Annotated in this window: 18 protein-coding genes; 5 read left to right on the top strand and 13 right to left on the bottom strand. The window is 46.0% G+C overall.

The annotated features are described in order from the left end of the window. Positions 1–149 precede the first annotated feature (149 nt). A complete protein-coding gene (locus ACWJJ5_RS12600; RefSeq protein ID WP_003153078.1) occupies positions 150–395 on the top strand; it encodes a DUF2626 domain-containing protein in 246 nt (81 codons plus the stop codon). A 40-nt stretch (positions 396–435) separates the two neighbouring features. Here the strand turns inward: ACWJJ5_RS12600 and ACWJJ5_RS12595 are convergent, their stop codons facing one another. Continuing rightward, complete coding sequence (locus tag ACWJJ5_RS12595) at positions 436–1,074, bottom strand: MBL fold metallo-hydrolase (RefSeq protein ID WP_003153077.1); 639 nt, start codon at positions 1,072–1,074, stop codon at positions 436–438. 154 nt (positions 1,075–1,228) lie between these two features. Between ACWJJ5_RS12595 and ACWJJ5_RS12590 the strand changes: the two genes are divergently transcribed. Beyond that, on the top strand, positions 1,229–1,402 hold the full coding sequence (locus tag ACWJJ5_RS12590; RefSeq protein WP_003153076.1) for a DUF2759 domain-containing protein: 174 nt from the start codon (positions 1,229–1,231) through the stop codon (positions 1,400–1,402). 32 nt (positions 1,403–1,434) lie between these two features. Here ACWJJ5_RS12590 and ACWJJ5_RS12585 read toward each other — a convergent pair whose 3' ends face one another. The 5 genes from ACWJJ5_RS12585 to ACWJJ5_RS12565 form a co-directional block, all read right to left on the bottom strand. Beyond that, the gene (locus tag ACWJJ5_RS12585; RefSeq protein WP_003153073.1) at positions 1,435–1,749 is read right to left on the bottom strand and encodes an MTH1187 family thiamine-binding protein; all 315 of its coding nucleotides are present in this window, start codon (positions 1,747–1,749) and stop codon (positions 1,435–1,437) included. 5 nt (positions 1,750–1,754) lie between these two features. Then, positions 1,755–2,792, bottom strand: a complete 1,038-nt coding sequence (locus ACWJJ5_RS12580; RefSeq protein ID WP_353575136.1) for a YqgU-like beta propeller domain-containing protein — start codon at positions 2,790–2,792, stop codon at positions 1,755–1,757. 72 nt (positions 2,793–2,864) lie between these two features. Continuing rightward, a complete protein-coding gene (locus ACWJJ5_RS12575; RefSeq protein ID WP_173613044.1) occupies positions 2,865–3,992 on the bottom strand; it encodes a M14 family metallopeptidase in 1,128 nt (375 codons plus the stop codon). An 82-nt stretch (positions 3,993–4,074) separates the two neighbouring features. Then, on the bottom strand, positions 4,075–5,037 hold the full coding sequence (gene glcK / locus ACWJJ5_RS12570) for a glucose kinase GlcK (RefSeq protein ID WP_017418148.1): 963 nt from the start codon (positions 5,035–5,037) through the stop codon (positions 4,075–4,077). Positions 5,038–5,072: 35 nt separating this feature from the next. Next, on the bottom strand, positions 5,073–5,282 hold the full coding sequence (locus ACWJJ5_RS12565; protein ID WP_025852938.1) for a YqgQ family protein: 210 nt from the start codon (positions 5,280–5,282) through the stop codon (positions 5,073–5,075). Positions 5,283–5,479: 197 nt separating this feature from the next. Between ACWJJ5_RS12565 and nhaC the strand changes: the two genes are divergently transcribed. Beyond that, positions 5,480–6,844: a Na+/H+ antiporter NhaC gene (gene nhaC, locus ACWJJ5_RS12560; protein WP_021494320.1), complete on the top strand. Its 1,365-nt coding sequence runs from the start codon at positions 5,480–5,482 to the stop codon at positions 6,842–6,844. Positions 6,845–6,920: 76 nt separating this feature from the next. On the opposite strand, the gene ACWJJ5_RS12555 is transcribed toward nhaC, so the two are convergent. The 3 genes from ACWJJ5_RS12555 to rpmG form a co-directional block, all read right to left on the bottom strand. Then, a complete protein-coding gene (locus ACWJJ5_RS12555; RefSeq protein ID WP_003153061.1) occupies positions 6,921–7,094 on the bottom strand; it encodes a hypothetical protein in 174 nt (57 codons plus the stop codon). Between the two features lie 70 nt (positions 7,095–7,164). After that, the gene (locus tag ACWJJ5_RS12550; protein ID WP_038459203.1) at positions 7,165–7,719 is read right to left on the bottom strand and encodes a 5-formyltetrahydrofolate cyclo-ligase; all 555 of its coding nucleotides are present in this window, start codon (positions 7,717–7,719) and stop codon (positions 7,165–7,167) included. 78 nt (positions 7,720–7,797) lie between these two features. After that, positions 7,798–7,947, bottom strand: a complete 150-nt coding sequence (rpmG, locus tag ACWJJ5_RS12545; protein WP_003153056.1) for a 50S ribosomal protein L33 — start codon at positions 7,945–7,947, stop codon at positions 7,798–7,800. A gap of 347 nt (positions 7,948–8,294) precedes the next feature. Between rpmG and ACWJJ5_RS12540 the strand changes: the two genes are divergently transcribed. Beyond that, a complete protein-coding gene (locus ACWJJ5_RS12540; RefSeq protein WP_003153047.1) occupies positions 8,295–8,648 on the top strand; it encodes a hypothetical protein in 354 nt (117 codons plus the stop codon). Further along, complete coding sequence (locus tag ACWJJ5_RS12535) at positions 8,645–9,109, top strand: endolytic transglycosylase MltG (RefSeq protein ID WP_003153042.1); 465 nt, start codon at positions 8,645–8,647, stop codon at positions 9,107–9,109. The genes ACWJJ5_RS12540 and ACWJJ5_RS12535 overlap by 4 nt, the downstream gene beginning before the upstream one ends. Before the next feature lie 97 nt (positions 9,110–9,206). Here ACWJJ5_RS12535 and pstB (ACWJJ5_RS12530) read toward each other — a convergent pair whose 3' ends face one another. Genes pstB (ACWJJ5_RS12530) through pstC form a run of 4 tightly spaced genes read right to left on the bottom strand, consistent with a single transcriptional unit; the run spans position 9,207 to position 12,639 of the window. After that, entirely contained in the window at positions 9,207–9,989 is a 783-nt protein-coding gene (gene pstB, locus ACWJJ5_RS12530) for a phosphate ABC transporter ATP-binding protein PstB (protein WP_003153040.1), read from the bottom strand. A gap of 11 nt (positions 9,990–10,000) precedes the next feature. After that, on the bottom strand, positions 10,001–10,807 hold the full coding sequence (gene pstB / locus ACWJJ5_RS12525) for a phosphate ABC transporter ATP-binding protein PstB (protein WP_070082116.1): 807 nt from the start codon (positions 10,805–10,807) through the stop codon (positions 10,001–10,003). Between the two features lie 18 nt (positions 10,808–10,825). Continuing rightward, a complete protein-coding gene (gene pstA, locus ACWJJ5_RS12520; protein WP_017418153.1) occupies positions 10,826–11,710 on the bottom strand; it encodes a phosphate ABC transporter permease PstA in 885 nt (294 codons plus the stop codon). Further along, entirely contained in the window at positions 11,710–12,639 is a 930-nt protein-coding gene (gene pstC / locus ACWJJ5_RS12515) for a phosphate ABC transporter permease subunit PstC (protein ID WP_007612605.1), read from the bottom strand. The genes pstA and pstC overlap by 1 nt, the downstream gene beginning before the upstream one ends. Positions 12,640–12,670: the final 31 nt, after the last annotated feature.

Below are 12,670 nucleotides of genomic sequence, written 5' to 3'. Positions count from 1 at the left end.
TTTTCGGATCTTTTTTAGAGAGCGGCATAAGATATAAAACACAGGGAAAGACATAAATTCCACAATAAATATAATCATGAAAATGTTTACATTTTGAGTGCCGATCTATTATAATAAACTTCAGATAGACTCTCGGGAGGGGATAAGGAATGAATCGCATGTTCCGGGTGTTAGGATTTTGGACGGGGATATTTGCAGTCATGTTTTTTCTAGGGGGCATGAAAGACGCTTCTCTTTTGTTTTTTGGACAGACGATCTTTTTCGTATTTCTTTCTTATTTGAATCTGACTGAGCGGATGTATATTTATATTTTTGGAGCTTACTTAACCGTATTTTTCGCCGGATTTACATATTACTCTATTTTTATTATGACACCGGGCGGCGGAACCCATTGAACAGAAAAAGACAGACCGATTATGGTCTGTCTTTTTTCATTTACAGTGAAAAACCATTGATAAACGGGTTTCGCTCCTGCTCTGTCTGGATGTCCGTTTCCGGCCCGTGCCCGCTTAATACAAGTGTATGTCCGGGAAGCGTGAGCAGTTTTTGATGAATGGAATCAAGCAATACGTCCTGACTTCCGCCGTGTAAATCAGTTCGGCCGATGCCTCCCTGAAAGAGCACATCACCTGAAATCACCAGATCCGCGTCCTTCACATAATAAGAAACGCTTCCCGGTGAATGTCCCGGCGTAAACAATGTCTCCAAATGGAAAGGCCCGATGTCCAAAATGCCGTCGCCTTCGATGAGCCGTTCGGCGGGCCGTGCCGTTACGGCAATGCCCCGCAATATGCCTGATCCGTTTAAGGAAGAGTCCTCCAGCCACTTTTCTTCATTTTTGTGAAGATAGACGGGAACATCCCATCTGTCTCTTACTTCGTCAAGTGCGCCGATATGGTCAAAATGGGCGTGCGTCAGTAAGATGGCCAGCGGCTTCAGATTGTTTTCTTTTATGTAATTGTTGATTTTGTCCGCTTCCCCGCCCGGATCAAAAATAAGACAGGACTGATCCTCACTGACAAGAAAATACGCGTTTGCCTGAATCGGACCGGCCGGCATTCGTCTCCATTTCACTTTCATCACCTCTTTATGTATATGCCCTTATTATGAAGGTTTTCTGCGGAAGATTCAATGAATGCGGCCGGGAAAACGCTATCGACAAACAAAATGAAAACGGTTAAAATAAAATGGAAAGATTTTCAGGTTCCAATGACAAAGGAGGAGCATGATGTTACTTGTTGTAATCTTCGGCCTTGTCGCATTATTAGCTGTATTAGGAGTCCTGCGGGCTGTCAGACAGAGAAATATCCTGGGATTTTTGTTAGCCGCCGCCACGCTGGGTGTGTTTGGCTGGTTTACCGTAATGACCGTTGTAACCAGCGGCTATCCGACTGCACATTAAAAGCCTGTATCCAATGGATACAGGCTTATTTTTTATTGCTGCAAATGTTTGCTGACACTTTTGATTTTGCTCTCCAGCGTCGTTTCTTTATCACGTCTGTCATCAATGCGGATATTTGTCGCCACTCTGTGCAGCCCTTTTTGGAACGGGGCTTCGTGAATGTCCTGAATGACTGCGAATAAGTCGCTCAGCTCACCTTCAATCAACGTGTTCATCGGCGTGAGCTGAAATTTGATTTTGCCGGCAGCTTTGTAACCCTCCAAAATGTTTTGCACATCCGCTACATACTCACTGACGCTCGGTGTTTTTGTTCCGATCGGAATGATTGTGACATCTGCAATTGCCATTTGGTTCAAACTCCTTTTTCATTTGTTATGATTGGTTCTGTCATGCCTGTTTTCAGTGAAATCAGACGGTCATACGTAAAGCCGTATAAAGCGTATTCCCCGTTCGGAGAGATCTGAATCGGCTCCATTTCCGTGTTTTTGAGCACCGTCCGCTCCCGTTCGTCTCCTAAGTCAAAGCTGATCAGATTGTAAGAGCGGCCTTCAGGCTTAAATATGTAAAACCGCTTGTGTGTCTGATCGTAATCATATTCCATCGGCGCAAAGCTCTCATACTTTTTTTGGAGAGGAAAGCGGTGTGTCACGGATGCCGGCTTTTGGAAAAGGAACTCGCCGTCTCCGTCCGATTGATCCGTTTGTCTGACGGCAATCGTCATGCCCGGGCGGGAATCAGCCCAGATGACGTGATGAAGCACTCTTTTTTCTTTTTTCGTCTGCAAGTCATAAGAATATAAAGGACCCTCTTCCTCCGTTTTTCCTTGCTTGATATATTGGAATTCATCAGTGGAGGTCCAATGAACAAAAGGGGCCTGAACGGGACTCTTTTTTAAAATGCCGTTGTTCATATCGGCCGTATAGGCTGTGAAGTCCCATGTTTCAGTAAAAACGGTAATCATCATTTGATACGGGTCATACGGATTCCAAGCCGTCTCCAGCTCATAAGAGTTAAAGGCTTTGTGATAAAGTCTTTTCCCCTGCTTGTTTATAAGCACAAGCTCAGTCTGACCGCTGCTTGTCACCTGTACGAGAATCAGCTGTTTTTTCCGGCTGATCTTTACATTGACAATATTGCCCTTTGTTTCATAGAGCCGTTCGGATTTTCCGCTGAAAAGATCATATTTCATCAGCTGATGATGTGCTGTATACAGAATCGTTCTGTTATCCAGCCATCCTTCCGTTTTCTCCGCTTCCTTTTTACTGAGCGGAACGATTTTCTGTTCTGCCGATTTTGCCGAAACGCCTGTGTCTTGCTGCTGATGAGATGGTTCACAGGCCGCTAAACACAGAACGAATGCGGACAGCAGAACACAAACCAAGTATCTCATCAGCCTTCCCTCCATTCTTTTCTATTGTCCCATATTTGTTTATGTAAACAAATGAGAAATTTCACAGATGTCTCAAAAAACAAGCGACCTCCACAAAATACCTTCCGTCGCTTGATAAATATCAGCAAACTGGTGAAAAGGCAAAGGGTTTTTTCCCTTCCCGAGCTCAATGGTATAGCCCTCTTTTCCATACTGCTGTATAAACCAATCCCTAAAACCGGCATGGCTGTCAATGGTTTTAACGCCTTGATAGCGGTTTCCGCTTATCGCTTCAAACTCCCGAATCATCTGAGATGATTGCTCCGGTTCACATCCTTCGTATCCCCAGTAAATCTCTTCTCCCTGCGTATGAAGCGCGATCAGCCGGTCAGGCGGCTGATCCGTTATCAGCCGATGCATCGCCTGCGCCTCCGGTTCAGTGAGCGGCGCCGTTCCCGGAAAATCACGGTATGAAGGGGCTTTCGGTTTGCGCCTTTGTTCAATATCCCAATTGGATGGGAAATGTTTATTTAAATCCACACCGTTTATATTCGCCTTCCATTCGCGGAAATCCGAGCGGTGCTCATTTAATTCGTTGAGAAATTCATTTTTTTCTGATAAATCTTCACATCCGTAAAGTACGAGATCAACACCGTCGGGATTTACGAGCGGAACGAATGACAATGATGTCCGGCTGAATATATCAAGCACAGACTGCCCGAAAACGGTTTTATTTTCGCATAATGCCGCGCAATATTCTTTACACCATTTAATCGCGACCGAGGTGGTGATCCATTCATTGGCATGAAATGAGGCGTTTACATGGACTTTTCTTTCGGCCGTATCCGCACCTATTTTCAGCTCATAAAGCGGCTTTCCCAATACGGAACTGCCGATTTTACGGCATGTGACAAACGGAAAGACATCCGTTATTTTCTCAATTTCTTCATAAACCGATTGGGAGCCGTACACCTTTTCTTCCTTCAGCCATTGATCAGCGGAAAGAACGCTTTCACAGTGCCGGATGTATCGCGAAAGCCCGCTCAGCGTCTCAAGCGGCGGCCCCTCTGACTGCCCGCTCACGGCAAAGCCGGGACAAAATAATTCATCGCTTTCCGCCGTTTTATCAGCGGCTTTCAACAGTTTTTCATCAATTGAAAGCACCTTTGCAATATCTTTCATATGCTGTTTCAATTCAGGTTTGACACGAATTCCCGCCATGTTCATCCCCCTTTTTTTAAAACTATATGACAGGGGAGATAAAAAAAGAAAGCTGCCCGCGATATGGGCAGGCAGACTTTCTTCAGCAGTTTTGATGTTTGAGCCATTCATTTTTGGCAATCCACGCCCCGCCGATGACTCCGGCGTCATTTCCAAGTGCCGCAATCGAAATATCGGCCGCTTCCGCAGAACGCGGGAACGCGGTGATTTTGAAGGTCTCTTCCACTTTTGACCGCAGGATTTCACCCGCTTTAGACACGCCTCCGCCGAGCACGATTTTCGTCGGATTCATGGCGCTTGCCAGATTTCCGAGCACGAGGCCTAAATGTTTTGCGACGTAATCGACGACTTCAAGCGCTGTCTTATCCTGCTGTTTAGCCGCTTCGAACACGTCACGTGCCGTCAGATCGCGCACTTGTAAGAGCGAAGAGTCGGAAACCGCTGCAAGCTTTTCTTTCGCGATGCGGACGATGCCGGTTGCGGACGCAATCGTTTCGATGCAGCCGGATTTTCCGCAATTGCACGGAGCTCCTCCTTCCGGAATACTGCAAATATGACCGATTTCTCCGCCGGCCCCGTTTTTACCGTGAACGATTTCTCCGTTGACGATGATGCCTCCGCCGACTCCGGTTCCAAGCGTCACTAAAATGACATCTTTGGCCCCGTCACCTGCACCCTTCCACATTTCTCCGAGCGCCGCGATATTGGCATCGTTTTCAATGACGGCCGGAATACCCGTTTCCGCCTCGAGATGGTCTTTCAGCGGATAGTTTTTCCACCCCATATTTGTCGTCTCATAGACCATTCCTGTCGCCATTTCCACGGGTCCGGGCGCTCCCATTCCGATCCATTTTACGATCCGTTTCGGCTTGTTCAGTTCTTCCAGCTTCTGATCAAGCGCTTTGGCGATCGTGACCGTAATTGTGTTTCCTGATTTATCGGTCGGAACTTCCCATTTATGCTGAATTTCACCGTACATGTTGATAAAGGCCAGCTTGATGGTTGTTCCGCCAAGATCAATCCCCGCAAACCATGTATCTTCCATAATAATCTCCTTTTCTTATTTAAAATCCTGCTGTGTTATCTGTCTTTGATCCGCTCCGATTCTCTCTGAAGAACTCCGGCGGCTTTTTGCCATAATTCTCTTTCAATCACGTTTGACAAGTACATTTCCTTTAATTCATCTTTCATAAAGTCAATTTCGGCTTGTCTGTCACCGAAATAAACGATATGTCCGAATGACTTAAACAGCTGCTGCACGTCATAAAATGAATTCATCTTCTTCACCATTTCTATTCTTCTTAGTATAAGCGTATTTCATCACTGATCCGGGCGTCAAGCAAAAAACGATTGGAGAAAATATCCTTGTATTATTTTCATAAATTGTATATTCACAATTGTAAAAAAACACTCATTTATGCGTTTTTCTGTTACAATACTTTCGTGCCCAAAAGCACAAAAGGATTAAAGTTTGATGGGGTGTTGTTTTGAAACAAGAAAAAAGGCTGACGTTCATCTCAGCCATCAGTTTATTTGTCTTGATGTTAGCAGTCATTATTTCCTGCCTGTTTTTCTTTCATACAGAGCCGCATATGCCGCTGTTCTTTTGCGTCATTATTCTGTCTCTGGCAGGTTTATGGCTCGGTTTCTCGTGGGACAGTCTTGAAAAAGGAATTGTCAGCGGATTGAAAAACGGTGTGCAGCCGATTATCGTGCTGGCTTTGATCGGTGTGCTGATCGGCGCCTGGATGTACAGCGGCGCCATTCCCACTGTCACCGTTTACGCTTTGTCAATTATACAGCCGAGTCAGCTGCTTTTGACTGCATTATTTTCCTGCATGATTATCAGCACGCTTGTCGGCTCAAGTCTGACAACTGTCAGTACAATCGGCGTCGCGCTGTTAGGGGTAGCAAGCGCGGCGGGAGTTCCGCTCGAATGGACGGCGGGAGCAGTCATTTGCGGGGCTTGTTTCGGTGATAAAATGTCACCGATGTCCGACACGACGAATTTTGCCGCCGGAATCGGCGAAATTCCGATTTTTAAGCATATTCGCCATATGATGGGCACTACCGTTCCGGCACTGCTGATCACAATCGTTCTTTTTTATATTCTCGGTTCATCTGTTTCAATAAATGCCGCTTCAACGCAAAATATTGAGGCGGTCATTTCCGGAATAAAAGAGGCCGTGCACGTTACGCCTTGGTCGCTTCTTTCACCTCTGTTGGTGATCATTTTAGCTGTGAGACGGGTTTCCGTGATTCCGGTGCTTACCGCCGGTATTATTTCCGCAGGGCTTCTGACTGCTGTTTTTATTCCTGACAGCAGCATTCAAGGATTTATATCCGCCCTGCAAAGCGGGACGGCGTTTAAAACCGGCGACCAGGCTGTGGCCAGCATTATCAACAGAGGCGGGCTCCAATCGATGATGGGATCAGTCTCTCTGATCATGATCGCCTTTGCGCTCGGCGGCCTGATGGAAAAAACGGGCCTGATCGCGGCGCTGCTTCAAGGACTGATAAAAGGCGTGCATACGAAAGGACGTCTTGTCATGGCGACCGTCTTCTCAAGTATAGGCGTAAACCTTGCGACAGGTGAGCAGTATTTGTCGATCTTAATTCCGGGTCAATCTTATAAACCTTTATATGACAAGCTCAGTATTAAGCGGATTCACCTTGCGCGGTCGCTTGAGGACGGCGGAACATTGATCAACCCGCTGATTCCCTGGGGAGTAAGCGGCGCTTTTATGGCAAGCGCATTAGGGGTTTCCGTCATCGACTACCTGCCGTTTACCTTTTTCCTGTACATTTCTCCTATGATCTCAATTCTGCTCGGTTTCCTGAAAAAAAGCTGACAATACGAGAAAACCTGCCGTTTTTTACCGGCAGGTTTTCTTATGCAAAAAATCCCGCTGAAAAAACGGGATTTGTTTAAAATGCCTGCTGAATGAATTTGTTTCTGATAAACGGTATTTTTAAAAAGAAATGAATGAATGTCCGTCTGATCCCCGGCTGGCTGAGCACGCTGTTCATCAGACGGTAGCGGTTTTGGTAAACGGCTAAAACAGATACGGCGCATAATGAGTAGATCAACAATTTTTTCATCTTATCCCTCCTGCCCCTATCGTTTGTCAAACAGCGAGAATTATTCCGGTGCAAGAAGTTTTTTATGCGATTAAGCGATGGTTTCAGATTCAGTCACGATCATATCGACCGGAATATCGTGGGGCATGCGGGGAATGCGGTCTGTCAGCTGGCAGTCAAAGAGAAGCGACACGGTACGGCCTTTATAACCGGACAGGTACCGATCATAATATCCTCCGCCGTATCCGATTCTGAAGCCTTCCCGGTCAAAAGCCACGCCGGGCACAATCACAAGGTCAATGTCATTTTGGGCGGCTTTTTCCGTCAGACTCTCGATCGGTTCACTGAGGCCCGCATATACGGTTTCCAGCTGATCATACGCAGAAAATGTACGGAACTCCATTGCTCCCGTCTGCGGAAAGCATTTTGGGATACAGACTTGTTTTTTCTCTTTCCAGGCCTGTTCAATAATCGGCCGTGTCGGAATTTCCAGGCGTGTCGAGATGGTAACGGCGATCACGCGGGCCTGTTTCCATTCTTTTAAAGAAAACAGCGTTTCACGCATGCTGCGGCATTTTTTCTCCCATTCACTTTCTGTCATGTCAGAAAGCTTTGCTTTTATATCGGTTCTGATTTGTGCTTTCACGTTTCTCAAACCTCCCTGAAAGACAAAAAAGCCAGAACTTTATTGAAAGCTCCAGCTTTTTCCGCTGTGTTAAACAGCTTATTTTGTTTCACGGTGTAACGTAGATTTTTTATCACGTGGGCAATATTTTTTAAATTCAACGCGGTCCGGATTGTTGCGTTTGTTCTTTTTAGAAATATAGTTACGCTCACCACATTCAGTGCAAGCCAAAGTAATATTAACGCGCATTATTTTCCCTCCAAACTAAATATCATTTACTTATTCAGACTTATATATAATACCACTATAATGGACGGAATGCTAGAGCTGATTTACATGAAATGTTGTTTAAGTGCAGAAAACATCAGTTTACGCTTCTGATCCTCTGAATGAGCTTGCGTCAGAAGAAGGAAAAATATGACGAAACAGGACAAAAAAGGGCTTTCCGATACGAAATCTATAGAGAAATAACCGTTTGCTCCCCGAGTAAAAAAGATTTTCCGACAAAATTCCGTTTTTTTCTCTATTTCCTTTAGAATGGCGGCGTTTTATGGTATAAAAAAGAAGGGCAAATTAATAATAGAAGGTGATGAAACGTGGAAATTGCTATTATTGCGTTGTTTATCGTCAGTATAGCGCTTATTGCATTCTCATATTCTCAAAGAGATCCGATGAAAGACGTGGAACAGGAGCTAGAAACGCTTCAGCTTTCCGCCATGCAGGAAATTTACAAGTTGAAAAAGAAAATGACGGTGCTTGAAGAAGAATTGCTGGAAACCAACCTCGTGATCCGCAAAGCCAAAAGCAGCGGCATTAACCAAAAAATCGCCAAACAAATCATTTCAAAATATAACAACGGAATGTCTGCGGAAGCCATCGCAAAAGCGGAGCACGTGTCTGTCGAGGACGTCAATACCATTATTAAAGATAATGAGAAGGTGCTCGTATGACAAAACGGGGCATTCAGGCTTTTGCAGCAGGCATGATTTTAGCGACGGCCGTTCTCGCCGCTGTCTTCTATTTGACTGACCATGACCAGGCAGCCGCCGTTAAAACCGAAAAAACAGCATTGACAGAAAAAGAAGTAAACAGCTACCTCGACGATCAGCACAAAGTCTCCGTCAACCGGGATGACTATCAAAAACTGCTTGATTCTAAAGAAAAATCATTAAACAACGACCAAAACACAGACGCTAAAAAGAAAAAAGTAACATACAAACTGACGATTAAAGACGGAATGAGCACTGCTGATGTGTCATCCATTCTTGAAAAAGAAGGGATTATTCCTTCAGCGAAAGACTTCAATGATTACGTCATTGACGCAGGCTACCACAAAGAAATCCGCGCCGGCCATTTCAAAGTCGACTCAGATATGAGCTTTAAAAAAATCGTCAAAACATTAACCCGCTAAAAAAGCTTGCAGGCATCGTCCATTCAGATGGATACGGCCGGCAGGCTTTTTTAATAGGCATATAAAAAGGACCCGGTCAATGGCCGGGCCCGTTTTTTTATCCGAATTTTCCGGTGATATAATCATGTGTTTTTTGATGATCCGGCTGAGAAAATATTTTTCCTGTATCGCCCCACTCCACCAGTTCGCCCATATAGAAAAACGCGGTTTGATCAGAGACCCTCGCAGCCTGCTGCATGTTATGAGTCACAATGACGATTGTATACTTTTCTTTCAATGTCAAAATCAGCTCTTCTATTTTCCGCGTGGACACGGGATCAAGAGCGGACGTCGGTTCATCCATCAGAAGGACGTCCGGTTTGGTGGCGAGCGCCCTTGCGATGCACAGGCGCTGCTGCTGACCGCCTGACAGTGAAAGCGCCTGCTGGTGAAGGCGATCCTTCACTTCATCCCAGAGCGCAGCTGCTTTTAAAGATTCCTCAGCGATTTCAAGCAGTTTCTTTTTATTTTTTTCGCCGTGAATTCTCGGACCGTACACGACATTCTCAAATATTGACTGGGGAAACGGATTGCCTTTTTGAAACACCATACCGATCTGTTTTCTTAATTCTGCCGCATCCGTCTTTTCCTTCAGCAGATTGCGCCCGTTATAGATCATGTCGCCTGTCACTTTGACATTCGGAGCCATTTGCAGCATTAAATTTAATGTTTTAATAAAAGTGGATTTCCCGCAGCCGGACGGACCGATGATCGCAGTTACCTTCCGCTCCTCAAAACCGATCGTAATGTCTTTTAAAGCCTGATGGGCTCCGTACCATACGTTCATGCCGTGAATATCAAATAAATTCTGTGTGTGCACCGCTTCCTTCACAAGACTCACAGTCCTTCCCCCTATCCGAACTTTCCGTTAATGTAGTCATCTGTCTTTTGCGCTTTAGGACTCGTAAAAATTTGTTCTGTCTGCCCGTATTCCACCACTTCCCCGTTTAAAAAGAAAGCCGTTCGGTCAGACACCCTCAGCGCCTGCTGCATGTTATGCGTAACGATAATAATCGAATAATCTTTTTTCAGTTCTGTCAAAAGCGTCTCGATTCTGGCGTTTGAAATAGGGTCCAGAGCGGATGCCGGTTCATCTAAAAGAAGCACGGCAGGTTTCATCGCAAGCGTACGGGCGATACAAAGGCGCTGCTGCTGGCCGCCTGATAACGACAGAGCCGATGAATGAAGCCGGTCTTTGACTTCATCCCAAAGCGCCGCCTTCGTTAAGCTTTCCTCGACCGCATCATCCAAAACGGCTTTCCTGCGTTCCCCCGCATACTTCAGCGCATGTGTGATGTTATTGTAAATGGATTTCGGGAACGGATTCGGTTTTTGAAACACCATACCGATCTCCCGTCTGAGAGACACGACATTAATCGCTTCACCCAAAATATTCAGCCCTTCATAAAGGATCTCTCCCTCGCTTCTTGCCGAAGCAATGGCATCGTTCATTCTGTTAATCTGTCTCAAAAATGTTGATTTCCCGCAGCCGGACGGACCGATCAGAGCCGTCACCGCATGTTTTTCAATATTCATGTTTACATCTTTTACCGCTTGTTTGTCACCGTAATAAATTGATAAATGCTTCACTTCCAAAATCGAAGACTCCGGCGAACGCTTTGTCTGTTCCGCTTGTTCCCTGATGATGTGATCAATCATGTTTTCGCCTCTTTCCGATTAATTTGCCGTAAGCTTTTTATAAATGACAGACCCGAGCCATCTCGCACAAAGGTTAAACAAGAGAACCGAAATCACCAGCACCGCCGAGCCGCCGTTTGCAATCGCTTCGGCGTCAGGGATGATTCCCTGCGTATTGACACTCCATATATGAACCGCCAGCGTCTCAGCCGGCCTGAAAATGTTGAAAGGAGATGATTCAGAAAACGGGTTCAAATCCGTAAAGTTCAGCCGCGGCGTTGTCAGCCCCGCTGTAAATAACAATGCGGCCGCTTCTCCGAATACTCTTCCTGATGCGAGAATGGCTCCGGTTAAAATCGAAGGAATCGCACTCGGAATCAGCACCGTTTTGACGGTATGCCATCTCGATACGCCTAAAGCGAGAGAAGCTTCTTTCAGCTCCTTAGGGACTGCAGTGAGCGCGCCTTCTGTCACCCGGACCATAACGGGAAGGTTAAAGACCGTTAATGCGAGCGCGCCCCCGATAATCGTGTAGCCCCATCCGGTCAAGTTTACAAACATCAGCATGCCGAACATCCCGATGACAATGGACGGAAGCGAAGACAGCACCTCAATACACGTTCTGATAAAATCGGTGATTTTATTTCGGGGCGCATATTCAGCCATAAAGACGCCGCCCCCCACACCAAGCGGTATCGTGATCAGCATGGTGATAAACAGAATGTAAAAGGAGTTAAAAAGCTGATCCCGTATTCCGCCGCCTGAGGCAATGGCGCTCGATTTTGACGTAAGAAAATGCAAGGAGATTTCAGAGACGCCGTGAATAAGAATGTACAAAAACAATCCTGCCAAAATCGCCGCGATTACAGCGGCGCATAACCCGAATACACCGGTGGCCAATTTATCCGTTATTTTCCGGTTCATTACACTTTCCTCCTAGATGACAAGTAGCGTATGAGCAATATAAACAGAAACGACATGATGAGAAGAACAAGCCCCATAGACCATAACGTATTATTTTCAATACTGCCGTATGTGGTATGGCCCATGTTTAACGTGATAATCGTCGTTAATGTTCCCGCCGTATCAAGCAGGCTTTCCGGCAGAAGCTTTGTATTTCCGATAACCATCTGTACGGCGAGTGCTTCTCCGAACGCTCTTGCCATCCCGAGCACGACAGCAGTCAGCAATGTCGGAAACGCCGCCGGGATAAGCACCTTTCTGATTGTCTGCCACCTCGTCGCACCAAGCGCATATGAACCGTCGCGAAGGTGTTTCGGAAGTGACGCAAGCGCATCAGCGGAAATCGATGTAACAGTCGGCAGAATCATTACCGAGAGTACGATCGTCCCCGCCAGAAGGCTGTGACCCGTTCCGCTTGATTTAAAAGAGCCGATAAACGGAACCAATACTGTAAGACCTATGAATCCATAAACGACGGACGGAATGCCGACAAGCAGCTCAATTACCGGCTGCAGCACCTTCTTTCCCCAAGTCGGCGCAATTTCCGTCATAAACACGGCACCCGCAATACCGAGGGGCGCTGCGATCAGAGCGGACAGAACCGTGACCGCAAATGATCCGAAAATAAAAGGCAGCGCGCCGAACTCAGGTTTTGCCTGGGTTGGATTCCAATTCAGACTTGTTAAGAACTCAATCGGGCTTACACCATTTACAAAAAAAGATTGCAGCCCCTTTATGCCGAGAAAAATTGTGATCGCCGCTGATGCCGCAATGATAATCGCGGCACACACAGACACAATCACCCTTCCGCGGACTTCATCCAATTGCCTGTTTTGTTTTGAGCTTATTAAGCGTTCGCTTACAGACTCTTTTTCTCTGTGATTTATCATTTGTTTACACTCCTATAAAGAAGAAGAGGCG

The organism is Bacillus sp. JK74 (genome assembly GCF_053663395.1).
This window is presented reverse-complemented; position numbering and strand designations above follow the sequence as displayed.